Source organism: Streptomyces sp. NPDC016459, from assembly GCF_040632845.1.
Taxonomy (GTDB): domain Bacteria; phylum Actinomycetota; class Actinomycetes; order Streptomycetales; family Streptomycetaceae; genus Streptomyces.
Genome location: NZ_JBEYCR010000007.1, coordinates 164,926 through 188,401, shown reverse-complemented (window position 1 = coordinate 188,401; position 23,476 = coordinate 164,926). Strand labels below are relative to the sequence as shown.

The window sequence follows — 23,476 nt, the reverse complement described above, 5'->3', positions numbered from 1 at the left end:
ACCATGGCCGTCACCGCAACCACCCCCGCCACCCGTCCGCCGACGGCCACGTCCCGGACGGGCGCGGTCCCGGTGACGGCCGCACTCGTCCTCCTCGTCGTCGTCCTCGCGGTCGTGGACATCACCCAGGGCACGGCCGCCGTCGGCGCCCCCGAGGTCTGGAAGGCGCTCACCGGCCGGGCCGACCCGGCCGACGCCTCCGTCGTCATCGCCTCCCGGCTGCCCCGGATGACCGCCGGGCTGCTCGTCGGCGCCGTCCTCGGCATGGCCGGCGCCGCCCTCCAGGCCGTCAGCCGCAACGTCCTCGCCTCACCCGACACCCTCGCCGTCAACGCCGGCTCCTACTTCGCCCTCGGCCTCACCGCCGCCACCGGCGTCTCGCTGCCCCTGCTCGCCTCCTCCGGGGTCGCCTTCGCCGGCGGCCTCGCGGCGGCCGCGGTCGTCCTCGGCCTCTCCGGCCTCGGCACCGGCACCGTCCGGCTCGTCCTCGCGGGCAGCGCCCTCACGCTCGGCCTCACCGCCGTCACCGAAGGCCTGCTCCTGCTGTTCCCCCAGCAGACCGAGGGCATCTACCAGTGGAACCAGGGCAGCATCGCCCAGAACGGTTTCGACGGCGTCCTCCAGACGGCACCCATCGCCGTCGTCGGCCTCGTCGGACTGCTGCTCCTCGCCCGCCGCGTCGACGCCCTCGCCCTCGGCGACGACGCCGCCCGAGGCCTCGGCGTCCCCGTCCGCGCCACCCGCGTCACCGCCGTCGTGCTCGCCGCCCTGCTGTCCACGACCGCGGTCACCCTCGCCGGACCCATCGGCTTCGTCGGACTGTGCGCCCCCGCCCTCGTCCGCCCCCTCGCCCGCCGCTTCCGCGCCTTCACCCGCACCAGGGGCGCCCTGCCCGTCGCCGGGCTCACCGGAGCCGCCCTGGTCCTGGGCGCCGACGTCCTGCTCCGCGCCGTCGTACCGTCCGACGTGGCGGTCGGTGTGCCCACCGGAGTCGTCACCAGCGTCGTCGGCGCCGTCTTCCTGATCGTCATGGCCACCCGTGCCAGGGACACGGCCGGGGCCGCTGCCCCCGACCGGCTGCGCATCAGGAGCCGGTCCGTCTTCCTCGTGACCACCGGCGTCCTCCTCGTCCTCCTCGTCGGCGTCGCCGTCGCCGCGGTCCTCCTCGGCGACACCAAGCTGCTGCTCGGCGACGTGCTGAACTGGATCCAGGGAAACGCCGGCCGGACCACCACCTTCGTCCTCGACACCCGGGTGCCCCGCGTGCTCGCCGCCCTTCTCGCGGGCGCCGCCCTCGCCCTCGCCGGAACGCTCGTCCAGGCCGTGACCCGCAACCCCCTCGCCGAACCCAGCATTCTCGGCGTCTCCGGCGGAGCCGCCCTCGGCGCCGTCCTCCTCGTGACGACGGTGACCAGCGCCGGGTCGTGGAGCGTGGCCGGCGCGGCGTTCGCGGGCGCCGCCCTCAGCGCCGTCCTCGTCTTCGGCCTCGCCGCGCGGGGCGGGTTCCAGCAGAACCGGCTCGTCCTCGTCGGATTCGGCGCCGCCACCGGTGCGGCGGCCCTCATCAGCCTCCTCGTCATCCTCACCGACCCGTTCAACGCGACGAAGGCCCTCACCTGGCTGTCCGGCTCCACCTACGGACGGACGCTGCCCGACGTCCTGCCCCTCGCCGCGGTCCTCGCCGTGGGCGCGACCCTCGCGGCCGTCCGTCGCACCGAACTCGACCTGGTCTCGCTCGACGAGGACACCCCGCGGCTGCTCGGACTGCGGCTGGGACGCGGCCGCCTCGGCTTCCTCGTCCTCGCCGTCCTGCTCACGGCCACCGCCGTCGCCGCCGCCGGCACGATCGGCTTCGTGGGACTCGTCGCGCCGCACGCGGCCCGCGCCCTGGTGGGCCGCCCCCACGCGCGCGTGGTGCCCGTCGCGGTGCTCCTCGGCGCGGTCCTCGTCTGCACCGCCGACCTGGTGGGGCGGACGGTGATCGCACCGGCGCAGCTCGGCGCGGGCCTGATGACCGCCGTCATCGGCACCCCGTACTTCCTCCATCTCCTGGTCCGCAGCCGGGGCGGCCGTGGCTGACCTTTCGTGCGGGGACGGCGCGGCCTGCACAATACGAGGCGTGACCGATGACGATCCGTACCTGTGGCTGGAAGACATCTCGGGCGAGGCCGCCCTCGCGTGGGTGAGCGAGCGGAACGCCGAGACCGCGCGAGCGGTCGCGGGGGACGCCGGGTTCGGGGCGCTGAGGACGCGCCTGCGGGAGGTCCTCGACGCCTCCGACCGGATCCCCTACACCGTGCGGCGCGGGGCGTACCTCTACAACTTCTGGCGGGACGCCGAGCACGTGCGCGGGGTGTGGCGGCGCACGACCCCGGAGCGGTACCGGGAGGAGTCACCCGAGTGGGAGATCCTCCTCGACGTCGACGCCCTGGCCGCCGCCGAGGGCGAGAAGTGGGTGTGGGACGGGGCGCGGGTCCGGCGTCCGGCGTACGACCGGGCTCTCGTGCGGCTCTCGCGGGACGGCGGGGACGCTGTCGTGGTGCGCGAGTTCGACCTCACGACCGGCGAGTTCGTCGAGGACGGCTTCCGGCTGCCGGAGGCCAAGACGCGCATCGGCTGGGTCGACGCCGACACCGTCCTCGTCGGTACGGACCTCGGGCCGGGCTCGCTGACCGACTCCGGCTATCCGCGCACCGTCCGCCGATGGCGGCGCGGAACCCCCGTGGAGGCCGCCGAACTCGTCTACGAGGCCGAGCAGGGCGACGTGGCCGCCTGGGGGTACCGGGACGCCACGCCCGGGTACGAGCGTGAGTTCGTCGGGCGCTCGCAGGACTTCTTCCGCAGCGAGACGTACCTCCTGCGGCCCGACGGCACCCGCGTACGGATCGACGTGCCCGACGACGCCGACGCCTACGCCCACCGGCGCCACCTGATCGTCACCCTGAAGTCCGCGTGGCTCGGGCAGCCGACGGGCTCGCTCCTCGCGTTCGACTTCGACGCGTTCCTGGCCGGCGACCGCACCCCCGAGGTGCTCTTCACCCCCGACCGGCGGACCGCGCTCGCCGGGCACAGCTGGACCCGCAACCACCTGATCCTGGAGACGATGCGGGACGTCAGCGCCCGCATCGAGGTCCTCACCCCCGCCGCCGACGGAACCTGGTCGCGCGAACCGCTCGTCGGAGTCCCGGAACTGTCCGCCGTCAGCGTCGTCGACACCGACCCCGACGTGTCCGACGAGTACGTCCTCGACGTGTCCGGGTTCCTCCAGCCCTCCACCCTCCACCTGGGCCGGATCGGAGCCGGCTCGGAGGTGCTCAAGCAGGCCCCGCACCGCTTCGACCCCACCGGGCTCACGGTCGCCCAGCACTTCGCGACCTCCCGCGACGGCACACGCGTGCCGTACTTCGTCATCGGCCCCGACCGCACCACCAGCGGCCCCGGCCTCACCCTCCTCTACGGCTACGGCGGCTTCGAGGTCTCCCTCACGCCCTACTACGGCGCCGTGACGGGCCGGGCCTGGCTGGAGCGCGGCGGCACCCACGTCATCGCGAACATCCGCGGCGGCGGCGAATACGGCCCCGACTGGCACCAGGCCGCACTCGGCGCCGAACGGCCCCGGGCTTTCGAGGACTTCGCGGCCGTCGCCCAGGACCTCGTCGCACGGGGGATCACCACCCCCGCCATGCTCGGCGCGTCGGGCGGCAGCAACGGCGGGCTGCTCATGGGCGCCATGCTCACCCGCCACCCCGAGCTGTTCGGCGCGATCGTCGCCCAGGTGCCGCTCCTCGACATGACCCGCTTCCACAAGCTCCTCGCGGGCGCGTCCTGGATCGCCGAGTACGGCGACCCCGACGACGAGGCCGACCTGCCCCACCTGCGGGCCATCTCCCCGTACCACCGGATCACCGCGGACCGGGACTACCCCCCGGTCCTCCTGATGACCTCGACCCGCGACGACCGCGTCCACCCCGGCCACGCCCGCAAGACCGCGGCGCGGCTGAGGGAACTCGGCCACCGGGTCCTGTTCCACGAGAACACCGGCGGCGGCCACGCGGGCGCGGGCGACAACGAACAGGCCGCCCACAACAGCGCGCTCGTCCACACCTACCTGTGGCAGCAGCTGACCGGCACCGCACCGGCGCCCACGCAGGCCCACGTCGCGGAGGTCCCGCCGCCGGCCGCCCCCGCCGACGGCACGCCCGTCACAGCCATCCCGCGCGCTGCGCCTGCAGCGCCATCTGGAACCGGCTCGTAGCACCCAGCCGCGCCATCAGGACCTGCACCCGCCGGAAGAGGGTGCGGCGGCTGACCCCGATCTCCCGGGCGATGACGTCGTCGGCCGCCCCGGCCGCGAGCAGCCGGAGCAGCCGGCGGTCCGCCGGACGCAGACCCGCGGGACGCGGCGAACGGCCGTGGAACGGCAGCGCGTTCTGCCACGCCTGCTCGAACAGGGCCACGAGCGCCGAGAGGAGCCCGCACGGCTGCACGACCAGCATCGTGTTGTACACGTCCGTCTCCCTGATCGACAGGGAGACCAGCGCGTACGCGTCGTCGATGATCACCAGCTTGACCGGAACCGACGGCAGGACCCGCGCCTGCTCGCCCGCCTCGATACAGGGCTCGATGGAGTTCTCCAGCTGCCCCGGATGCTCCAGGGACTCCCGCGAGTACACGACCCGCTGGGTCACCCCCCGGGCCAGCGTGGCCAGCGCGTCGTCGGTGGCGCCTTCGAGGGGGAAGTACGGCGGCGAGTCGAACTGCCGGATCTGCTCGCGGGCACTGGCCCAGGCCTGACGCATCCGGAGACCGATCGCGTCCCCGGTGACGACCTCCACGAGACGGTCGTCGTACGCGGCGAGACGCTGCCGCCGGAACGACTCGAACGCGCCCCCGACGGTGATCCGGGACTCGTCGATCTCGGCCGCCCGGTGCCGGCCGAGGATCTCCAGGCCCGCGGCCGGCGGGACCGGCGCCACCACGTCCGCGCCGTCCCCGGCCCCGCTCGCCAGGCCCGAGTCGATCAGCTCCCCGTACGCCGCCGAGAACGCCCCGTCCTCCAGGCCGGCCGCCGACCTGATCGCGCCCAGCGGCGCCGGGCCCCGTTCCAGCAGCTCCAGATAGACCCGTACGGCCTCCTCACCGATCCCCAGGACCCGCAGGGCCCGCGTGAGCTTCTGATTCGCCATGGACCGCATTATCAACCCGCCATCCACGGCGGTGTCCGATCCGTGCCAGTGGCCGATCCGGGCACCCGGCGTGCGCCGGGCGCAGTACCTTCCGGGAGCCGCCGAGGCCGTCGGCGGACGACGAACTCCCGAACACACCCGGAAACTCACACGGAAGAAGGTGCAGGACGTGGCGAAGGGTCGCAAGAACGGCCTCTACGGAGGCGTGTCCGAGGAACTCTCCGCGCTGATGAGGACGGGATGGGCGGACACCGAGCGGCACGGCCTCGATCCCGACGAGCAGGCCCCCTACGCGGCCCGCCGCCGCGCCGCCCTGTCCGCGCGCTTCCCCGGCGAACGCCTCGTGGTCCCGTCGGGCAACCTCAAGACCCGCTCCAACGACGACACCTACCCGTTCCGCCCGTACTCCGGCTACGTCCACATGACCGGGGACCAGGCACGCGACGGCGCCCTCGTCCTCGAACCCCGCGCCGACGGCGGCCACGACGCCTACTGCTACCAGCTGCCCCGCGACAGCAGGAACGACGACGAGTTCTGGACGGGCAACACGGCGGAGTTGTGGATGGGCAGGCGCCGGTCCCTCGCGGAGGCGGAACGGGTCCTCGGGCTGCCCTGCCGGGACGTCCGCACCGCCGCCGAGGACCTCGCCGCCGGCTCCGGCGTGCCGACCCGGATCGTCCGCGGCCACGATCCGGCCCTCGAAGCCGCCGTCACCACGGACGAGCGGCGCGACGACGAACTGGAGGAGGCGCTCAGCGAACTGCGGCTCGTCAAGGACGCATGGGAACTGGGCGAGATGCGCAAGGCGGTCGACTCGACCGTGCGTGGCTTCACCGACTGCGTCGGCGAACTGTCCCGGGCGATCGCCTCGTCCGAGCGGTGGATCGAGGGCACGTTCTTCCGCCGGGCACGCCTGGAGGGCAACGACGTCGGCTACGGCACCATCTGCGCCGCCGGCGAGCACGCCACGATCATGCACTGGACGGACAACGACGGCCCGGTGCGGCCCGGCGAACTGCTCCTGCTCGACGCCGGCGTGGAGACCCGCTCCCTCTACACCGCCGACGTCACCCGCACCCTCCCCGTCAGCGGCGTCTTCACCCCGGTCCAGCGCCAGGTGTACGACGCGGTGTACGAGGCGCAGGAGGCGGGCATGGCCGCGGTCAAGCCCGGCGCGCTCTTCCGCGACTTCCACGAGGCGGCCCAGCGCCGTCTGACGGCGCGGCTCGTCGAGTGGGGCTTCATCGAGGGGCCCGTCGACCGCGCGTACGACCTCGGTCTCCAGCGCCGCTTCACCATGGCCGGAACCGGGCACATGCTCGGCCTGGACGTCCACGACTGCGCGCACGCGCGCACCGGGGAGCACGTCGACGGCGTCCTCGAAGCGGGCATGGTGCTCACCGTCGAGCCGGGTCTGTACTTCCAGCCCGACGACCTGACCGTGCCCGAGGAGTGGCGCGGCATCGGCGTCCGGATCGAGGACGACCTCGTGGTCACCGACGAGGGCCACGAGAACCTGTCGGCGGGCCTGCCCCGCTCCTCGGCCGAGGTCGAGGCGTGGATGGCGCGCGTCGCGGGCTGATCCGGGGGTTCCCGGGGACCTCGGGCAGGCGGCCTCCGCGTCTCACCCGTCGCCGCCGAGGTCCCCGTACAGGGTGAAGAGGCGGGGGAGCGGCGGGCCGGAGTCCGGCGCGGGGCGGTGCGCGAGTGACACCCAGGCGGTGGCGGTGAGTTCACGCGCCCGGCCACCGGGCCACGGCCGGGGCAGCAGCTCCGGGGGCAGCAGCGGGTCGGGTCGCATGGCGTACGTGAAGGCGGCGGCGAGCTGGACCGCGAGCGTCAGCCGCTCGGCGTCCGTCGGGGCCTCCGGGCGGGCGAGGCGGTCCAGGCAGGAGCGGGCGAAGGCGGCCAGCTCCTCGTGGCGGGCGGCGATCTCGTCCAGGGACCAGAGGGCGGCGGCCAGGTCCCGCGGCGCGGCGGCCTCCCCGACCCGGAGGTCCGTGCTGGTGAGGGAGGTGACCTGAGCGGCGACGCCGAGGTGGCGGGCGTGCGCCTCGACGAGCGGCTCGATCGGGTTGGCGGCCACGTACAGACCGCCCTGGACGGGGGCCGCGCCGAGCCCGACGAGGGTGTCGCGGAGCGCGTCGCGGGCGGCCCGCGCTGACTCGGGGACGGCGAAGGCGAAGAGGTGCCAGACGCCGTCCCACGGGGCGAGGCCCCGGTCCTGGCGGTAGGCGAAGCGGACGTGGGCGGCGTCGGGGGCGAGGGAGCCGCTGGGGTCGGCGACCGCGCGGAGTACGGCCTTGCGCCCCCGCCCCTCGTGGGTGAAGCGCCCTTCCGCGACGAGCCGCTTGACGCAGAGCCGGACCTGCTGGTCGGTCATCGCCAGCAGCCCGGCGACGGCGTAGAGCTCCCCGGCGTCGACGGTGCCGTCCTCCCGGACCAGGGCGTGCACGAGGGTACGGGTGGGGATCGGGTTCCAGGGGGTGGCTGGGGCCTCGGGGACCTCGGGGGAGTCGGCGGGCTTCACGAGGCCTCCCCTCCGGGGCGGGGGTCGGAGCCGGCCGTCGTGGCGGTGTGGGGATCGGACGTCGTGACGGGGTCGGAGTCGGCCGCCGTGACGGGGGTGGCGTCGGCCGGTGTGAGGGGGGTGCCGTCGGCCGGTGTGATGGGCCTGTGCATCGTCGTGACGGCGCCGAAGCCCATCAGGCCGCGTAGGTACGGGGTGTTCTCGGTGCGGACGGCGGTGAAGCCGTGCCGCTCGTACAGGGCGCGGGCCCGCGGGTTGACGTCGATGACGTCGAGCCGGACGCGACGGCAGCCCGCCTCGGCGGCGACGGCCGCGATCTCGCCCAGCAGCCGGGCGCCGATGCCCGCCCCCCGGTGCTCGGCGGCGACGGCGATGCCGTCCATCACGAGTTCCTCGGCCGCGGGGCGCCGCTCCAGGAGGGCGAGGACGGCGAGGCGGGGCAGCCCGCGCAGCACCCCGTACGCCGCGAGGAGATCCCCCGCACCGCCGCCGGTGAGCCCGCGTCCGCCGAGGTGGTAACCCGCAACCCCCGCCACCTCGCCGTCGACGAATGCGGTGACGCCCCGGTCGTGGTGGAGGTGGGCCGCGAGGAAGGCCCGTGCCTTGTCGGGCGGGTTCAGGGCGGCGCCGAGCTTCCGCCCGAACGCCTCCCAGTAGAGCGCGGCGACCCGCGCCTCGCTTCCCTCGGGCACGCCTCTGCGCACCACGGGCCGCGTGTCCATCGGCACCTCCTTCTCGTGACGGCCCCCGCCGCCGTGGCCGGGAATGACGCTTGTGCTATCGATACTAGTACGTTCATTCTCGGTACGGGCGTTCTCAAAGCGATAGTTCTCAAGGGGATGGTCATGAAGTACGTCATGAGGCAGGCCGCGCGGCAGGTCGGGAGGCCGCGGGCCGTAGGGGAGCAGGGCCCCGACGGGCCGGCGGCGGTCCGCGCGGGGGAGCGGCTCGCGCACGTCGACGCCCTGCGCGGATTCGCCCTGCTGGGTATCCTCGTCGTCAACATCGGTTTCATGGCGTCGACTTATCACGGCTCCGGCCTGGAGGACCCCCGCTTCGGCGCGCCCCTCGACGGGGCCGTCCGCTGGGTGGTCGCGGTGTTCTTCGAGGCCAAGTTCTTCCTGCTGTTCTCGTTCCTCTTCGGCTACGGCTTCACCCTCCAGCTCGCCTCCGCCGAGCGGAGCGGCTCCCGTTTCGTCCCGCGCTTCCTGCGGCGCCTCGCGGGCCTGTTCGTCCTCGGTCTCCTGCACGCGGTCCTGCTGTTCACCGGCGACATCCTCGCCACGTACGCCGTCCTCGGTCTGGTCCTGCTCGCCGCGCGCCGGATCCGCCCCCGAACCGCCGTTCGTACCGCCGTGATCCTCTTCGCCGTGACCGCCGCCGCGTATCTCCTCCTCGCGGGGGGCGTGCATCTGACGGGCGGCGAGGCGGGAGTGGAGCCGGGAGCGGCGGCCGAGGCCGAGCGGGCCGCGGCGGAGCTGCGCGGCGGCCCCGGTTCCGTGATCGGGGAGAACCTGGCGCAGCTGCCCGACATGGCGTTCCTGCTCGTCTTCTTCCAGGCCCCGTCCGCCCTCGCCGCCTTCTTCCTCGGTCTCGCCGCGGGGCGGGGACGGGCGCTCGCGGATCTCGCCCGGCAGCGCACGGTCCTGGCCCGGCTCCAGTGGGCGGGCTTCACGGTCGGGCTCCTCGGTGCCCTCGTGTACGCCCACGCGAACCTGGTGCACCCCGGAGGCCCGTACCAGCTCCTCGCCCTGGGGATCGACGTCGTCACGGCGCCGTTGCTCGCCGCCGCGTACGCCGCCACCGTGCTCCGGCTCGCCCAGGGGCGGTTCGGGCGGAGGACGGTGGCCGTGCTCGGGCCGGTGGGCAGCATGACCCTGACCGGTTACCTCACCCAGTCCCTCGTCGGCGCCCTGCTGTTCACGGGGTACGGGACGGCTCTCGTGGGCCATATGCCGCCGTCGGCGGTCCTGGCCCTCGCCCTCGCGCTGTTCACCGCGCAGGTGGTGGTGAGCCGGTGGTGGCTCCGGCGCCATCGGTACGGCCCGGCGGAGTGGGTGCTGCGGGCGTGGACGACGCTGACCCGGCCGCCCCTTCGACGTGCGGCGACGCCCGAGGGGTGAGCGGGGGCGGGGTCGTGCGCCGGTGGAGGGTCGATCGGTCACTGGACGCGGCGCGGGCGATGCGGTTAGCTGCCCCTGCACCTATTCAACGAATTGACTATGGAGCTGTCTGATGCATCCGTTCCGCAAGGCCGTCGAGACCCAGGACCACGACGCCATCGAGGCGATGCTCGCCGAGGACGTCGTCTTCACCAGTCCGGTCGCCTTCCGGCCGTACCCCGGCAAGGCCATCACCGCCGCGATCCTGCGCGGGGTCATCCGGGTCTTCACCGACTTCCGGTACGTCCGCGAGATCGCGAGCGCGGACGGCCGGGACCACGCCCTCGTCTTCGTCGCGAAGGTCGGCGACAAGGAGATCAACGGCTGCGACTTCCTCCACTTCGACGAGGAGGGCAGGATCGACGACTTCACCGTCATGGTCCGACCCCTCTCCGCGGCGCAGGCGCTTGCCGCCGCGATGGGCGCCCAGTTCGACCGCATCGAGGCCGAGGCGCGCGCGACGGCCGGGGGAGGGGAGTCCGGGGGAGCGGAGCTCGGGGGAGCGGAGCCCGGTCACGAGAGGTGAGCGTGCGGGCGTCCCGCTCGCCCTCCCGTACGGATCCCGGTCGTACGGGCGAGACCGGGGTGGCTCGCGCTTTCACCGATTCAGGTGACAGAGGTCGAGGCGAAACGTCCCTCCCGGGAGAGAGACGGCCACGCTCGAAGCGACACATGGAGCCACCCTGTGGAGCGCCCGATGCAGCTGATCCCCCGTCATGACCCTTACCTCGTCGTCCGCTCGGCCGGCGGCCGCACCGTCGCCGCCCTCCGGGGCGAGCTGGACCTCGTCCTCGTACGGCATCTCCGGCCGGAGCTCGACGCCCTCGTCCGGGCGTCCGACGCCCTGACCGTGGACATCCGGCGCCTCACCTTCTGCGACGCCACCGGCCTCGGTCTCCTCGCACACTGCGCCGGGCGCACAGGGGAACGGGGCGCGCAGTGGAGGCTCGTCTGTGACCAGCCGAAGATCCTCCGGCTCATCCGCCTGACCGCGCTGGGCGACCTGCTGCGCCCGGAGCCGGGGCGGCCGGACGAGCCGGCCGACGAGCGGCCCGACGAACCACTCCTCGACGACGTCGCTCCGTCGGCGCCGACCGGCTTACGGCTGTCCGCATACACTCCCGTGCATGGCATGCCGCATCAGTGAACTGGTCATCGACTGCGCCGACCCCGAACGGCTCGCCGCATTCTGGAGCGAGGTCCTCGGCTACGTCGAACTGGGCAGGGAGGACGACGGCAGCATCGAGATCGGGCCGCCCGACGCCGGCTTCGGCGGCCCGCAGCCCACGCTCGTCCTCAGCCCCAGCAACGACCCGCGCACCGGGAAGCTCCCCCTGCACGTCGACGTCAGTCCCACCGACCGCGACCAGGACGCCGAGCTGGAGCGTCTGCTCGCCCTCGGCGCGAAGCCGGCCGACGTCGGCCAGAAGGGCACCGAGAACTGGCACGTCCTGGCCGACCCCGAGGGCAACGAGTTCTGCCTCCTGCGCACCCGGCTCCAGCCCCTCTGACCGGGCGGTAGGCGTGTCGGCGGCGGAGCCCGCCGCGTAGACCGCCCCGGCCCGCTCTCTCCCGGGTGACGTCGGCGCCATCTTCCCGCGCCGCCTCCCACGGGTGAAATGCCGTGGCCGTGAGGGGGGTTGACGGTGATGATGGTGGGATGGACCAGCATCGTGGCACCGACCCGCACCCCGTCGACGCCCTCATCGTCGTGGACGTGCAGGCGGCCTTCGTCGGCGGGGACGGCGCCGTACCCGGGGCCGCCCGGCTCGTCGACCGCACGGCCGACCTCATCGCGCGGGCCCGGCAGGGCGGCGCGCTCGTCGTCCACCTCCAGAACGACGGACCGCCCGGCGCGGAGGACGAACCCCACACGCCAGGCTGGGAGCTCCACCACCCCGTCCGGCACGCGCCGACGGAGATGGTCATCCGCAAGCCGTACGACGACGGCTTCCGCGAGACCCCGCTCGGTGACGTCCTCGCCGACGCGGGGGTGCGGGCGGTCGCCGTCTGCGGCGTGATGTCCGAGATGTGCGTCCAGGCGACGGCCCGTACGGCCCTGGACCGCGGCTACCGCGTGGTCGTGCCGCACGACGCCCACGCGACCCAGGACGTCCCGGCCGCGCCCGGGATCTGCGGGGTCGTACCGGCCGCCACGGTCTCCCGGGTCGCGGCCTACGCCCTCGGGAGCGACGCGGAGGTGACGTCGGCGGCCGCCGACGTCACCTTCACGGCGCCCGCCCCGGCCACCGACGTCACTCTCACGGCGCCCGCCCCGGCCGCTGACGTCAGCTCTACGGCGCCCGCCCCGGCCGACGGCGTCACTCTCACGGCGCCCGCCCCGGCCGCCGACGTCAGCTCTACGGCGCCCGACCCGGCCACCGACGTCACTCTCACGGCTCCCCGGGCGGCCGGAAACATCGATCGGCCGCACTACGCAGCGCCCCCCGTCAGGTACTCGGCTAGGGTGATTCGATAGGGAATGCGCCCCCAGGGGCCGGGCCGATGCGTAGGTCGATGCGTTGGAGACTCACCAGTCGTCGAGCAGGGTTCCGCAGCCGCCCCGGGCGGCCGTCGGGGACGCGGGCGTGCTCCGCGAGCTGCTGCCGATCGCCCTGTGGCGCGAGGACGCCGACGGTCACATCGTCGAATGGTCGCTCGCCGCACAGGATCTCCTCGGCCACCGCCCCGAGCACGTCCTCGGACGGCTCGCCACCCCGCTTCTCGTCCCGGACGCCAACCGGGAGCTCGCCGACCGGCTCACCCACCGCGTCCAGGCGGGGGAGACCATGGTCGGCACGCTTCCCGTCCGCCACCGCGACGGCCACACGGTCGCCATGGAGATGTGGATCGTGCCCGCGGCCGACCCGACCGGCCGGGCGGGGGCGATGCTCATCGCGGTCGAGACGTCCGAGGTCCTGCGCATGCGGGAGAACCTGGCGGCGATGGAGAGCCTCTTCACCCAGTCCCCGATCGGTCTCGCCCTGCTCGGTCCCGACCTGCGGTTCCTCCGCGTCAACGACGCGCTCGCCCGGATGAACGGAGTGACGGCGGCCGAGCACGTCGGCCGCCGCCTCACCGAGGTCGTGCCCGGCGTCAACGCCGACTCGCTGGAGTCCCTGATGCGCCAGGTCCTCCACAGCGGGAGCGCCGTCGTCGACGCCCGCCGGGTCGGCCGTACTCCCGCCGACCCCGACCGGGACCACATCTGGTCCTGCTCGTACGCCCCCCTGATCGACCGCACCGACCGCCGGTCCCTGGGGCTGATCGCCTCCCTCGTCGACATCACCGAGCACCAGGAGGCCCACACCGAGGTCGAGCGGGCCCGGCACCGCTTCGCCCTGCTCGCGGAGGCGGGGGCCCGGATCGGCACCACCCTGGACCTCAAGCAGACGGCGGAGGAGGCGGTACGCTTCCTCGTGCCGCAGCTGGCCGACTCGGCGGACGTGCAGATGCTGGAGTCGGTCCTCGAACCGGACGACCCGGCGGCCTCCACGCGGGGGGTGCTGCGGCGGCTCGCGGCCCGCTTCCCCGACCCCACCGCCCCCACGGCGCTGCTCGCCCCGGGGCAGACCTTCCAGATCCCGCTGGACTCCGTGTACGAGCAGGTCGTCGCCCGTGGCCGGCCCACCAACCTCTACACGTCCGACATCCCGGCGCTCTTCACCGACCCGCTTACCGAGGCGCTCCGCACCTACCTCGGCGCCCGCATCGGTTCGGCGCGGCTGGTGCCCCTCGTGGCCAGGGGCCAGGTGCTCGGCGCGGTCACGGTCACCCGGCTGCGGACCCGTGAACCCTTCGACGCGCAGGACTGCGTCCTCATCGACGAGGTCGTGGCCCGCGCCGCCCTCAACATCGACAACGCCCGCCTCTACACCACCCAGCGCGAGGCGGCCCTCACCCTCCAGCGGAGCCTCACCAACAGCGCGCTCCCCGACGTCACCGGGCTCGAACTCACCGGCCGCTACCTGCCCGCCAGCTCCCATGACGTCGGCGGCGACTGGTACGACGTCATCGCCCTGCCGGGCGGCCGGACGGGGCTGGTCATCGGTGACGTCATGGGGCACGGCATCCACGCGGCGGCCGTCATGGGCCAGTTGCGCACGGCGGTACGGACCCTGGCCCGCCACGACATCCCGCCGGCGCGGATGCTCAGCTCCCTCGACGCCGTCGTCGCCGACCTCGGCGAGGACACCATGGCGACCTGCGTGTACGCCGTCCACGACCCGGCGACCGGCGGATGGGTCATCGCCCGGGCCGGCCATCCGCCGCCGGCCGTGGCGACCCCGGACGGCACCATCACCTTCCTCGACGGACCGCCGGGAACCCCGCTGGGCACCGGCGCCCACGACTTCGGTACGGAGAAGGTCTCCCTGCCGGCGGGCGGGCTCCTCGTGCTCTACACGGACGGCCTCATCGAGGCGCGCGACCGCGACCTCGACGAGGGGATGCGGCAGCTCGCCCGGGCTCTCCGGCACTTCGACCGCCCCCTGGACACCCTGTGCGACGAGATCCTGGACCAGCTCCTCGAAGGTCCCGCGCAGGACGACGTGGCGATGCTGCTGGCCCGCGTCACCCGCTGACCCGGGACCCGAGCTCCCAGCTCGTACGACGAACCCCTCCGGCACCCGTACGCCCGCTCACAGCGGAACGACGGTCACCTCCGTCGCCTTGACGCCCGTCCAGACCGGCACCCCGTCCGCGAGGCCCAGTTCGGCGGCCGCCTGCGGGGTGATCTCGGCGACGAGCGCAGGGGCCAGGTCCGAGGTGACGAGGACCCGGAGCCTGCTGCCGCTCGCGGTGATCTCGCGTACGGTCCCCGGCCAGACGTTACGGGGGCTGCCGCCAGGCCGCTCGCGGTGGACGGCCACCGCCTCGGGCGCGATGATCGCCAGGGAGGGCGTACCCGGCGGGGGTTGCTCGGCGGTGATGAGCGTGCCGCCCCCGTCGAGATCGAGGCCGTCGGCCGTGGCGGTACCGGGCCAGGCGTTGCGGCCGAGCATGCGGGCGACCCACGGCGAGCGGGGATGACGGGAGACCTCGGCGGGCGAGGCGTCCTGGAGCGGCCGGCCGTCCTGGAGGACGAGGACGCGGTCGGCGAGGGACACGGCTTCGACCGGGTCGTGGGTGACGATCAGGCAGACGCCGCCGAAACCGGCGAGGTGGCGGCGCAGGGTGTGCCGGACGTGGGCCCGGGTGGTCTGGTCGAGGGCGGCGAGCGGCTCGTCGAGGAGCAGCAGTCGGGGCCGCGCGGCGAGCGCCCGCGCGAGGGCGACCCGCTGGGCCTGCCCGCCGGACAGCTGCGCGGGGCGACGGTGGGCCAGATGGCCGACGCCGAGGCGGTCGAGCCAGCGCTGTGCCTCCCGGCGGGCGTCGGCGCGGGGCACTCCGCGCGCCCGCAGCCCGTACGCGGTGTTGGCGAGCGCGGACAGACGGGGGAACAGCGCGCCGTCCTGCGGGACCCACGCCACCTGACGGCGGTGCGGCGGCAGGTCGGTGACGTCGGTGCCGCCGAGCCGCAGCACGGCGTGGGCCCGGGGGGTGAGCCCGAGGAGCGCACGGAGCAGGGTCGTCTTGCCGGCGCCGTTGGGGCCGACGACGGCGATGGTGGTGCCGGGCTCGGCGGAAAGGACCAGCTCGGTGAAACCGTCGACCTCCGCGTGCAGCGCCCAGCGTCCGCCCGCGCCGGGGGCCCCGTCCTCCGGGTGGGTGGCCTCTTCGGGGGGCGGGGCCGCCGGGTCGGAGACCTCCTCCACCGGCGCGTCGGGCGAGCGGGTACGGCCCGTGGCGGCCGGCGTGCCGGTCCAGTTGCCGCGCAGCGCGAGGAGCACGGCCATCGCGATGGCGAGCAACAGCAGCGAGACGGAGGTGGCGGCCTCCGGTTCCTCCTGGAGCAGCAGGTACACCTGGAGCGGGAGGGTCTGGGTGGTGCCGGGCAGGTTCCCGGCGAAGGTGATCGTGGCGCCGAACTCACCGAGCGCCCGCGCCCAGGTCAGCGCGGCACCGGCCAGCAGCCCGGGGGCGACCATCGGCAGGGTGACGGTGAAGAACACCCGGACGGGTGAGGCACCAAGCGACGCCGCCGTCTCCTCGTACCAGGGGCGCAGACCGGCCAGCGCGCCCTCCAGGCTGATGACGAGGAACGGCATGGAGACGAAGGTCGCGGCGACCACCGCGCCGGAGGTGTGGAAGGGCAGCGTCACCCCGAAGGTGCTCTCGAGCCAGGGGCCGAGGAGACCGCGACGCCCGAAGGCGAGCAGCAGCGCCACGCCGCCGACCGTCGGCGGCAGCACCATGGGCAGCAGGACGAGGGAGCGGACGACCGCCTTCCCGCGGAACGGCACCCGGGCGAGCAGCCAGGCCAGTGGCACCCCGAGCAGCAGCGAGAGACCGAGCGCCCAGAAGGAGACGACCAGGGACAGGGTGAGGGACTCGACGGTGGCGGGACCCGTCAGATGCGCGCCGAACGCCCCCCACTCGGTGCGGGCCAGGACCCCGACGAGCGGCAGCAGCAGGAACGCGACGGCGAGCAGCGCGGGCACGGCGAGGAGGAGCGGGGTGCGGGGACCGCGCCGGGTGGGCCGACCGTGGAGGCGTCTCATCGTTCGTTCCCGGTGTCGGAGTTGCGGAGAGGGGAGGGGAGGGGAGCCGGGCGTCCGCCGGCCGGTGGGGGCCACGCGGACGGCCCGGCCGCGTCCTTGGGGGCTACGGCTTCTGGAAGCCGGCGTCCTGGAAGATCTTCTGTGCCTGGGGCGAGGACAGCCAGGCGACGAAGGCCGCCGCGGCCACCGCGTTCTTCGAGTCCTTGATCGTGGCGGCCGGGTAGGCGGCGACGGTGTTCTGCGCGTCGGGGATCTCGACGGCGTCGACCTTGTCCTCGGCGCTCTCGGCGTCGGTCCTGTAGACGAGCCCGGCGTCGGCCTCGCCCAGTTCGACCTTGCTCAGGACGGCACGGACGTTGGGCTCCTGGGAGACCGGCTTCACCGTGATCTTCTGCGCGTCGAGGATCTTCGCGCTGTACTTGCCGACCGGGACCTCGGGGGCGGCGAGGACGACCTTGAGCTTGGTGTCCGCGAGGTCCTCCAGCGCGTCGATCCTGAACGGGTTGCCCTCGGCGGTGGCGATGACGAGCCGGTTCCTGGCGATGACGGTCGGGGTGCCGGTGTCGGCCTTCACCTTGTCCATGCTCGTGGTGTCGGCGGTGATCAGGGCGTCGGCGGGGGATCCCTGGGCGACCTGGGCGACGAGTTCCTGCGAGCCGGCGAAGGAGAAGGTGATGCCGGTACCGGGGTGGGCCTTCTCGTACGCGGCCCCCGCCGTCCTGAAGACGTCAGTGAGGGAGGCGGCTGCGAGCACCGTCAGACGGGCCGGGGGTGCCCCGGAGCCCGTGGAGCCGGTGCTGGGTCTCGCCGTGCCGTCCTGCGTGCCGTCGGCGCCGCAGGCGGACAGTGGCAGCAGCAGTCCGGCGGTGGCGGCGACGGCGAGGGCCCGACGGCCGACGAGGGTGCGGGGGTGAACCATGAGGCTGGGACTCCTGGGGCGTGGGACGGCGCTGCCGCCCGGACGGGAGGGAGCGGACCCGGAACGGGCGGGATCAGGTCCGGTCGATGTGCACGCTGGTCGACTTCACGCGGGCGGTGGCCTGCATGCCGACCTCCAGGCCAAGCTCCTCCACGGCCTCGCGGGTGAGGAGCGACACGAGCCGGTGCGGACCGGCCTGGATCTCCACCTGCGCGGCCACGTCACCGAGCTTGACCGCCGTGACGATGCCGGGGAAGGCGTTGCGCGCGGAGGTGTACGGCGTTTCCTCGTCGCCCGGGGTGTTCTGGGCGACTTCGACGGCGAAGGCGGCCAGGTCGCGGCCGTCGACGAGACGCCGGCCGTTCTCGTCGCGATGGGTCGCGACGCGGCCGGCGTCGGCCCAGCGGCGCGCGGTGTCGGGGCTCACGCCGAGCAGGCGCGCCGCCTGTCCGATGGTGTAGGACTGCATGTGCCACACGTTAGGCCGCGATGTCTCTCATCTGCAAGGAATCAGGGATCATCTCATCGCATCTGCCAACCTCGTTGGAGGAACCCCCAAGGGGGGCGATGAGCCCTACGGCCAGTTCTGGTCAATCGTGGTCAGAACCGGGTCCCTGTCCCCGTGGGTCGGGGTGCGCAACGCGCTCTCTCCTCGCGACCAGGCCTCCACGAGACGGCCGGCGAACCGGTCGTCCAGAAGGCAGGTCGCGGCGATGCCGAAGGTGACCTCGGACGCGAGTTCCGGCTCGTCCTCCAGGAGGCCGCCGATGACCTTCCGGCGTACCACCTGCTCGTGGACGGCGTCCGCCTCCACGTGTTCGTCGTAGAACCGCTCCGCCGCCGGCCCCGCCCCGGACCGGCGCAGAGCGGCGGCGAGCCGCGACGCTGCGGGAGACGAGGTGATCTCCACGACGGCGAAGTGGCCCACGAGGGCCCCGCGCAGCCGCCGGTGCAGACCGAAGAGCGACATCAGGTTCGAGGCGGCGAGCGTCTCGGCCCCCGCCAGGTCCACGTAGCGCCCGTACGCGGGGTCCAGGCCCAGGGCGGCCATGAGGTCGGCGTACAACCCGGCGTGCATCCGTTCCGCCCGCCCGCAGCCGTACTCGTCGTAGGCGACCGCCATCATGGCCGCCTTGGCGCGCCCCCGCAGCCTGGGAACGACCCAGAGCTGCGGATCGGTCTCCCTGAGCTGGGCGACGGAGCGGAGCACGGCGTGCTCGCGCAGCTGCCACGGCTCGCCCTCGGACACGAGGAAGCGGGCGACGCCGGTGCCCTCGACCGGCTCGACCAGGAGGGCGGCCAGTGCCTCGTCCACGTCCGGACGGTCGTGGCAGTCGTGCCGCAGCGCACTCTCGAACCGGCGCTCCAGGAGGGCGCGGACCGCGAGCAGGTCCGCGTCCCATTCGAGCGTCTCGGGAACCCCCTCGAAGCCCCGGTAGTGCTGCTCGTGACAGAGGTGGAGGGCGAGCTGGAGATCCTCGCCGTACGGGGAGCAGCGGGCGATCTCCGTCTCGCCGGGCAACTGCCCGCCGCCCCCGAGCAGCCGTCTTCGTACGGCGTACGACACGTCCCCGCGCGCCTCGGGCACGGGAGGCGCCGTCCCAGCCGCCGGGGGGACGACGGTCATGGCGTCCTGGCCTCCTCGGTCGGTTCGCCCGGCTCCGTGTCCTCCCGTCCGGACTCGTCCGCCCCGGTGCCGGAGGGGCGCGGCCCGCGCCCCGTCCCCGTCCGGGAGCCGCGCTTGAGGCGGGGGCGGTGGCTCGTGTCGCAGAACGGCGCCCGCAGGCTCCGCCGGCAGGTGCACAGGGCCATCATGGGGCGGTCGCAGTGGACCACCGACCCGTCCGGCATGACGATGTCCGCCGGGCCCTCCATCAGGAACGGGCCCTCGGCGAGGGGCTCGACACGTGGGACCGCCGAGCGGCGCCCGGCGGTCCCGTCGGGGGAGACGGACATCACGGCCTCCAGGAGCGGATCACCACGAGTTCCTCCGTGCGCGCGCCGAGCGGGATCAGCCCCTGGGCCGCCAACCAGCCCGACCGGGACGACAGCACCGGCCCGAAGGACTCCGTACGACGGTCCACGACACGGGCTTCGAGGCCGCGCCGCCGAAGGGCGTCCAGAGTGGCGTCGACGCCCGAGAGAGACGACTGGACGAGCAGCAGGACCCCGGAGGGCGTCAGGAGCCGGGGTGCCCGGGAACAGATCCGGTCGAGGAGCAGTCGGCCGTCGGTGCCGGCGTCCCAGCTCCTCCGCGCGCCCCGGGTGGGGACCTCGGGGTCCTCGCTGGGCACGTAGGGCGGATTCACCGTGACGAGGTCGAAGCGTTCGCCCGGAACCGCCGCGTCCAGGTCGCCGCGCAGCACCCGGATGCGACGGCGGTGCCGCAGGGCGTTGAGTCGTGCGGTGGTGATCGCGGAGCGCGAGATGTCGACGGCCGTGGCCCGGGCGCCGTGCCGGGAGGCGACGAGGGCGAGCGCGCCGGTTCCCGTGCACAGGTCGAGCGAGCGCGCGCCCGGCCGCAGCTCCTCGCGCCGTACGTGCGCCGCGAGCAGGCCGGTGTCCGTCTGGGGGGCGTACACCCCGGGAAGACGCCACACCCGTGGGATGTGCGCGGACGGCGCCGGGCCGTCCACCGGCGCGAGCGCTTCCCCCGCACCCGTCGTCAGTATCTTCATCTCCGGTTCTCCTCACTCCTCGGTCCGTCCGCGAGTACCCCTGACCTGCTCCCTCATGCCGAGTCCCGCCGCCCGAGCCGACGACGGCCGGGGAGGCATGAGGTGCGCTTCGTCGGGTACGCGCCGGTTGATCGTGAAACTGACCGTGACGACTGGAGGAGGAATCACCATGAGCAGGGTCGAGCAGACGATCGATGTGGATGTGCCGCTGAGCACCGCGTACAACCAGTGGACGCAGTTCGAGGAGTTCCCGAAGTTCATGGAGGGCGTCGAGGACGTCCGTCAGATCGACGACCGGCACTGTCACTGGCAGACCAAGGTGGCCGGTGTCCGGCGTGAGTTCGACACGGAGATCGTCGACCAGCTCCCGGACGAGCGCATCTCGTGGCGCACGGTCGCGGGCGACACCCAGCAGAAGGGTGTGGTCAGCTTCCAGCCGCTGGACGAGGGGCACACCCGGGTCCGGCTGGCGATGGACGTCGAGGCCGACGGCATGATGGAGAAGGTCGGAGAGGCGGTCGGCGTCCTCGACCGGCGGGTCAAGGGAGACCTGAAGCGGTTCAAGGGTTACATCGAGGAGCACGGCCACGAGTCCGGCGGCTGGCGCGGGCGCGTCCGCCCGGCGGACGCCGGGAAGAGCCCCATGGGCGGCGGCACGATGGACGACGGCCCCGGCCCGGTCCGACGGGAACCCGGATCGATGACCGACCCCGGGACGACGGGAACCACCGGAGCACCGGGAACGCCGGGATCGATGGGCACGCCCGGAACGATGGGTACGCCGGGCATGAGCGGCGGCACCCGTGACTCCCGGCCGCTCGGCCCCCGGCCCGACGACCCGGACTCCATCGACCGCATCTGAGGAACGGTGGTCACGGCCGCTCGAAGGGAACCCCGTACATGGACCGCGTCGCGCTCTTCGACGTCGACGGAACCCTCGTCGACTCCAACGCCCTGCACGTCGTCGCCTGGTGGGAGGCCCTGCGCCAGGGCGGACACCGCGTCCCCACGCACGCCGTCCACCGGGCGATCGGCCTGCCGGGAGAGGACCTCCTGGAGCACTTGCTCGGCCCCGACCGGGACCGCTCGCAGGACGAGCGCCTCAGCGGCGCCCACGACACCCTGTACGGCCCGTACTTCGAGCGGCTCGTCGCCTTCGACGGCGCCGCGGACCTGCTGCGGACCCTTGCGGGAAGCGGCTGGAAGGTCGTCCTTGTGACCTCGGCCAAGGACCGGGAGTTCGACGCGCTGCGCGCGGCCCTGGACGCGGACGACGTGATCACGGCCACGGCCACGGCCGACGACGTCGAACAGGGCAAGCCCGCCCCCGACCCGATCGAGCACGCCCTCTCCCTGGTGGGAGGGAGCGCGGACAGTGCCGTCTTCGTCGGGGACAGCGTGTGGGACATGAAGGCGGCCCGTAGCGCCGGCGTGGTCGGCGTCGGACTGCTGTGCGGCGGCCTCCCCCGGGAGGACCTGACGGCGGCGGGCGCCGCCGCCGTGTACGACGACCCCGCCGATCTCCTTTCCCGCCTCGGCACCGGCCCGTTCGCGACGGAGCGCACCGGCCCCACCGGCCCCTGGTAGAGCCGCCCCGCCCCGGCCGCCCGCCCCCCGGAGGAGCGCCCATGCGTGCAGACCGGAACTCGTACTGGATGGAGTCGGCGCCCCCGGGCGACCCCCACCCGCCCCTCGACCGCGACCTCCGCGCCGATGTCGTCGTGGTCGGGGCCGGGATCGCCGGCCTGTGCACCGCGCGCGCACTCGCCCATGCCGGACGTGACGTGGTGGTCCTCGAAGCCGGCCGGATCGCGGCCGGGGTCACCGGGCACACCACCGGCAAGCTGACGTCCCTCCACGGCCTGCGCTACGAACGCCTGCGCGGCCGCCAGGGCGCCGAGGCCGCGGCCCTCTACGCCGACGCGCAGGAGAACGCCCTACGCGAGGTCGTACGGCTGTGCGAGGAGCTGGGCGTCGACGCGGAGATCGAGCACCGCCCCGCGTACACCTACACGCTCGACGAGGAGTGTGCGGGGAGGATCAGGGCCGAGGCGGAGGCCGCGGCGGCGGCGGGCCTGGGGGCCACCACGGTGACCGACACCGGGCTGCCGTATCCCGTCGCCGCGGCCGTCCGGGTGGAGGACCAACTCCAGTTCCACCCCCGCCGGTTCCTCCTCGCTCTCGCGGACGACCTCGTCGCGCGCGGCGGTCGCATCCACGAGAACACGCGCGTCACCGGCCTCCACGAAGGCGCCGACTGCCGTCTCACGGTGGAGGGCGGACTCACGGTCCACGCGAGCGACGTCGTCCTCGCCACCCACTTCCCCCTCCGCTGCCACACCACCCTGCTGACACGGCTCTCACTGACACGCGAACTCGTCATCGCCGCCGCCGTCGAGGAGCGCCACGCCCCGTACGGGATGTACCTGACGCCCGAGCACGGCACCCGCTCGGTGCGCACCGCGCCCCTGGGCGACGGCAGACGGTTGCTGATCGTCGGCGGGGAGGCGTTCGAGCCGGGCGGCGGAGGGGTAAGCGCGCGGTACGAGCGCCTCGAAGCCTGGGCCCGCGCGCGGCTCCCGGGCTTCGCCGAGGCGCCGACGATCCACCGGTGGGCGGCCCAGGACGTCCACACCGACGACGGGATGCCCTGCATCGGCCATGAACACCCCGACACCGAACACGTCTACGTCGCCACCGGCTTCGGCGGATGGGGCCTCAGCAACGGGGTCGCCGCGGGACGGCTGCTCACCGCGCACCTCACCGGAGCGCCCCGCCCGGCCTGGACCGAGCTCGTCGACCCGCGCCGACGGCTTCCGGCCCGGGACGTTCCCGGGGTCGCACGGCACCAGGCCACCGTGGCACGCCACTTCGTGGCGGGCCTGCGGGCCGGTCGGCGCTGCACGCACATGGGATGCGAGCTGGGATTCGACGAGGCCGAACAGACCTGGGAGTGCCCCTGCCACGGCTCCCGCTTCGCACACGACGGGCGGGTGCTCCAGGGCCCGGCGACCCGCCCCCTCGACACGTGACCGGCGCCCGGCGGGACCAGGACGGAGAGACACCATGAGCACCGGAGAGAGCGAGTACCGGATCGCCCGGCTGAGGGACCGGCTCGCACGGGAGGAGGTGGCCGAACTCGGGGTACGGATCGAGGTGCGCGGGGCGGTCCTCCTCCTGACGGGAACCGTCCCCACCGCCGACCGCCGAGACGAGATCCTCCGGATCGCCCAGGAGGAGCTGACCGACATCCCGGTCCGCGCGGACCTCCAGGTCGTCTGCGCGGATCCGCCCGACCGACCCGAGGAGCTGCTGTGACATCGCCCGGCGAGCAGGACGACGTACCGGCCCGGAACGCCGGCGCACCGGCCCGGAACGACGACGGGCCGCCCCACCCCG

The 23,476-nt window shown here is 73.9% G+C and carries 20 protein-coding genes and 2 pseudogenes; 13 read left to right on the top strand and 9 right to left on the bottom strand.

Going from position 1 to position 23,476, the window contains the following annotated elements:
• Window positions 1-3: 3 nt before the first annotated feature.
• Both ABZ567_RS19435 and ABZ567_RS19430 read left to right on the top strand, forming a co-directional pair.
• Window positions 4-2,079 (top strand): iron ABC transporter permease, encoded by a 2,076-nt coding sequence (locus ABZ567_RS19435; RefSeq protein ID WP_360791327.1) that lies wholly within the window; start codon window positions 4-6, stop codon window positions 2,077-2,079.
• Between the two features lie 31 nt (window positions 2,080-2,110).
• Window positions 2,111-4,255: a prolyl oligopeptidase family serine peptidase gene (locus ABZ567_RS19430; RefSeq protein ID WP_360791704.1), complete on the top strand. Its 2,145-nt coding sequence runs from the start codon at window positions 2,111-2,113 to the stop codon at window positions 4,253-4,255.
• On the opposite strand, the gene ABZ567_RS19425 is transcribed toward ABZ567_RS19430, so the two are convergent.
• On the bottom strand, window positions 4,203-5,186 hold the full coding sequence (locus ABZ567_RS19425; RefSeq protein ID WP_360791324.1) for a LuxR family transcriptional regulator: 984 nt from the start codon (window positions 5,184-5,186) through the stop codon (window positions 4,203-4,205). The genes ABZ567_RS19430 and ABZ567_RS19425 overlap by 53 nt on opposite strands.
• A 169-nt stretch (window positions 5,187-5,355) precedes the next feature.
• On the opposite strand from ABZ567_RS19425, the gene ABZ567_RS19420 reads away from it, so the two are divergent.
• Window positions 5,356-6,768, top strand: coding sequence for an aminopeptidase P family protein (locus ABZ567_RS19420; RefSeq protein ID WP_360791321.1), 1,413 nt, complete (start codon window positions 5,356-5,358; stop codon window positions 6,766-6,768).
• A gap of 42 nt (window positions 6,769-6,810) precedes the next feature.
• Here the strand turns inward: ABZ567_RS19420 and ABZ567_RS19415 are convergent, their stop codons facing one another.
• Both ABZ567_RS19415 and ABZ567_RS19410 read right to left on the bottom strand, forming a co-directional pair.
• Window positions 6,811-7,716 (bottom strand): PaaX family transcriptional regulator C-terminal domain-containing protein, encoded by a 906-nt coding sequence (locus ABZ567_RS19415; RefSeq protein WP_360791318.1) that lies wholly within the window; start codon window positions 7,714-7,716, stop codon window positions 6,811-6,813.
• Window positions 7,713-8,438, bottom strand: a complete 726-nt coding sequence (locus ABZ567_RS19410) for a GNAT family N-acetyltransferase (protein ID WP_360791315.1) — start codon at window positions 8,436-8,438, stop codon at window positions 7,713-7,715. Before ABZ567_RS19410 ends, ABZ567_RS19415 begins: the two co-directional genes overlap by 4 nt.
• A gap of 123 nt (window positions 8,439-8,561) precedes the next feature.
• On the opposite strand from ABZ567_RS19410, the gene ABZ567_RS19405 reads away from it, so the two are divergent.
• From ABZ567_RS19405 to ABZ567_RS19380, 6 genes and pseudogenes are all read left to right on the top strand, one after another.
• The gene (locus tag ABZ567_RS19405) at window positions 8,562-9,839 is read left to right on the top strand and encodes a DUF418 domain-containing protein (RefSeq protein WP_360791312.1); all 1,278 of its coding nucleotides are present in this window, start codon (window positions 8,562-8,564) and stop codon (window positions 9,837-9,839) included.
• A 112-nt stretch (window positions 9,840-9,951) separates the two neighbouring features.
• A complete protein-coding gene (locus ABZ567_RS19400; protein ID WP_360791309.1) occupies window positions 9,952-10,404 on the top strand; it encodes a nuclear transport factor 2 family protein in 453 nt (150 codons plus the stop codon).
• 171 nt (window positions 10,405-10,575) lie between these two features.
• The gene (locus tag ABZ567_RS19395; protein ID WP_360791306.1) at window positions 10,576-11,025 is read left to right on the top strand and encodes an STAS domain-containing protein; all 450 of its coding nucleotides are present in this window, start codon (window positions 10,576-10,578) and stop codon (window positions 11,023-11,025) included.
• Complete coding sequence (locus tag ABZ567_RS19390; protein WP_360791304.1) at window positions 11,006-11,389, top strand: VOC family protein; 384 nt, start codon at window positions 11,006-11,008, stop codon at window positions 11,387-11,389. Before ABZ567_RS19395 ends, ABZ567_RS19390 begins: the two co-directional genes overlap by 20 nt.
• 149 nt (window positions 11,390-11,538) lie before the next feature.
• Window positions 11,539-12,123: pseudogene (locus tag ABZ567_RS19385) on the top strand (isochorismatase family protein); the annotation flags it as partial.
• 277 nt (window positions 12,124-12,400) lie between these two features.
• Window positions 12,401-14,461, top strand: coding sequence for a SpoIIE family protein phosphatase (locus ABZ567_RS19380; RefSeq protein ID WP_360791302.1), 2,061 nt, complete (start codon window positions 12,401-12,403; stop codon window positions 14,459-14,461).
• 57 nt (window positions 14,462-14,518) lie between these two features.
• On the opposite strand, the gene ABZ567_RS19375 is transcribed toward ABZ567_RS19380, so the two are convergent.
• The 6 genes from ABZ567_RS19375 to ABZ567_RS19350 all read right to left on the bottom strand — a co-directional run bounded on the left by ABZ567_RS19375 (window position 14,519) and on the right by ABZ567_RS19350 (window position 20,077).
• The gene (locus ABZ567_RS19375; RefSeq protein ID WP_360791299.1) at window positions 14,519-16,480 is read right to left on the bottom strand and encodes an ABC transporter permease; all 1,962 of its coding nucleotides are present in this window, start codon (window positions 16,478-16,480) and stop codon (window positions 14,519-14,521) included.
• Window positions 16,481-16,583: 103 nt separating this feature from the next.
• Window positions 16,584-17,399 (bottom strand): molybdate ABC transporter substrate-binding protein, encoded by an 816-nt coding sequence (gene modA / locus ABZ567_RS19370; protein WP_360791296.1) that lies wholly within the window; start codon window positions 17,397-17,399, stop codon window positions 16,584-16,586.
• 73 nt (window positions 17,400-17,472) lie between these two features.
• Complete coding sequence (locus ABZ567_RS19365; RefSeq protein ID WP_360791293.1) at window positions 17,473-17,868, bottom strand: helix-turn-helix transcriptional regulator; 396 nt, start codon at window positions 17,866-17,868, stop codon at window positions 17,473-17,475.
• A 105-nt stretch (window positions 17,869-17,973) separates the two neighbouring features.
• A complete protein-coding gene (locus tag ABZ567_RS19360) occupies window positions 17,974-19,026 on the bottom strand; it encodes an iron-containing redox enzyme family protein (protein ID WP_360791290.1) in 1,053 nt (350 codons plus the stop codon).
• Window positions 19,023-19,355 carry a CDGSH iron-sulfur domain-containing protein gene (locus ABZ567_RS19355; RefSeq protein WP_360791287.1) on the bottom strand — a complete coding sequence of 111 codons (333 nt, stop codon included), beginning with the start codon at window positions 19,353-19,355 and terminating at the stop codon, window positions 19,023-19,025. The genes ABZ567_RS19360 and ABZ567_RS19355 overlap by 4 nt, the downstream gene beginning before the upstream one ends.
• Complete coding sequence (locus ABZ567_RS19350; protein ID WP_360791284.1) at window positions 19,355-20,077, bottom strand: HemK2/MTQ2 family protein methyltransferase; 723 nt, start codon at window positions 20,075-20,077, stop codon at window positions 19,355-19,357. Before ABZ567_RS19350 ends, ABZ567_RS19355 begins: the two co-directional genes overlap by 1 nt.
• Window positions 20,078-20,246: 169 nt before the next feature.
• Here ABZ567_RS19350 and ABZ567_RS19345 point away from each other — a divergent pair.
• The 4 genes and pseudogenes from ABZ567_RS19345 to ABZ567_RS19330 form a co-directional block, all read left to right on the top strand.
• A pseudogene (locus ABZ567_RS19345) lies at window positions 20,247-20,705 on the top strand (SRPBCC family protein); the annotation flags it as partial.
• Window positions 20,706-20,977: 272 nt separating this feature from the next.
• Complete coding sequence (locus tag ABZ567_RS19340) at window positions 20,978-21,664, top strand: HAD family hydrolase (protein WP_360791281.1); 687 nt, start codon at window positions 20,978-20,980, stop codon at window positions 21,662-21,664.
• A 41-nt stretch (window positions 21,665-21,705) separates the two neighbouring features.
• Window positions 21,706-23,109 carry an FAD-dependent oxidoreductase gene (locus tag ABZ567_RS19335; RefSeq protein WP_360791278.1) on the top strand — a complete coding sequence of 468 codons (1,404 nt, stop codon included), beginning with the start codon at window positions 21,706-21,708 and terminating at the stop codon, window positions 23,107-23,109.
• Window positions 23,110-23,143: 34 nt separating this feature from the next.
• Window positions 23,144-23,395 (top strand): BON domain-containing protein, encoded by a 252-nt coding sequence (locus ABZ567_RS19330; RefSeq protein ID WP_360791275.1) that lies wholly within the window; start codon window positions 23,144-23,146, stop codon window positions 23,393-23,395.
• The last annotated feature ends 81 nt before the right edge of the window (window positions 23,396-23,476 follow it).

Coding starts and splice junctions, on each gene's coding strand:
- ABZ567_RS19435 (WP_360791327.1), top strand. CDS start 4: ATGGCCGTCACCGCAACCACCCCCGCCACCCGTCCGCCGACGGCCACG.
- ABZ567_RS19425 (WP_360791324.1), bottom strand. CDS start 5,186: ATGGCGAATCAGAAGCTCACGCGGGCCCTGCGGGTCCTGGGGATCGGT.
- ABZ567_RS19410 (WP_360791315.1), bottom strand. CDS start 8,438: ATGGACACGCGGCCCGTGGTGCGCAGAGGCGTGCCCGAGGGAAGCGAG.
- ABZ567_RS19405 (WP_360791312.1), top strand. CDS start 8,562: ATGAAGTACGTCATGAGGCAGGCCGCGCGGCAGGTCGGGAGGCCGCGG.
- ABZ567_RS19400 (WP_360791309.1), top strand. CDS start 9,952: ATGCATCCGTTCCGCAAGGCCGTCGAGACCCAGGACCACGACGCCATC.
- ABZ567_RS19395 (WP_360791306.1), top strand. CDS start 10,576: ATGCAGCTGATCCCCCGTCATGACCCTTACCTCGTCGTCCGCTCGGCC.
- ABZ567_RS19390 (WP_360791304.1), top strand. CDS start 11,006: ATGGCATGCCGCATCAGTGAACTGGTCATCGACTGCGCCGACCCCGAA.
- ABZ567_RS19375 (WP_360791299.1), bottom strand. CDS start 16,480: ATGAGACGCCTCCACGGTCGGCCCACCCGGCGCGGTCCCCGCACCCCG.
- modA (WP_360791296.1), bottom strand. CDS start 17,399: ATGGTTCACCCCCGCACCCTCGTCGGCCGTCGGGCCCTCGCCGTCGCC.
- ABZ567_RS19365 (WP_360791293.1), bottom strand. CDS start 17,868: ATGCAGTCCTACACCATCGGACAGGCGGCGCGCCTGCTCGGCGTGAGC.
- ABZ567_RS19360 (WP_360791290.1), bottom strand. CDS start 19,026: ATGACCGTCGTCCCCCCGGCGGCTGGGACGGCGCCTCCCGTGCCCGAG.
- ABZ567_RS19355 (WP_360791287.1), bottom strand. CDS start 19,355: ATGTCCGTCTCCCCCGACGGGACCGCCGGGCGCCGCTCGGCGGTCCCA.
- ABZ567_RS19350 (WP_360791284.1), bottom strand. CDS start 20,077: ATGAAGATACTGACGACGGGTGCGGGGGAAGCGCTCGCGCCGGTGGAC.
- ABZ567_RS19340 (WP_360791281.1), top strand. CDS start 20,978: ATGGACCGCGTCGCGCTCTTCGACGTCGACGGAACCCTCGTCGACTCC.
- ABZ567_RS19335 (WP_360791278.1), top strand. CDS start 21,706: ATGCGTGCAGACCGGAACTCGTACTGGATGGAGTCGGCGCCCCCGGGC.
- ABZ567_RS19330 (WP_360791275.1), top strand. CDS start 23,144: ATGAGCACCGGAGAGAGCGAGTACCGGATCGCCCGGCTGAGGGACCGG.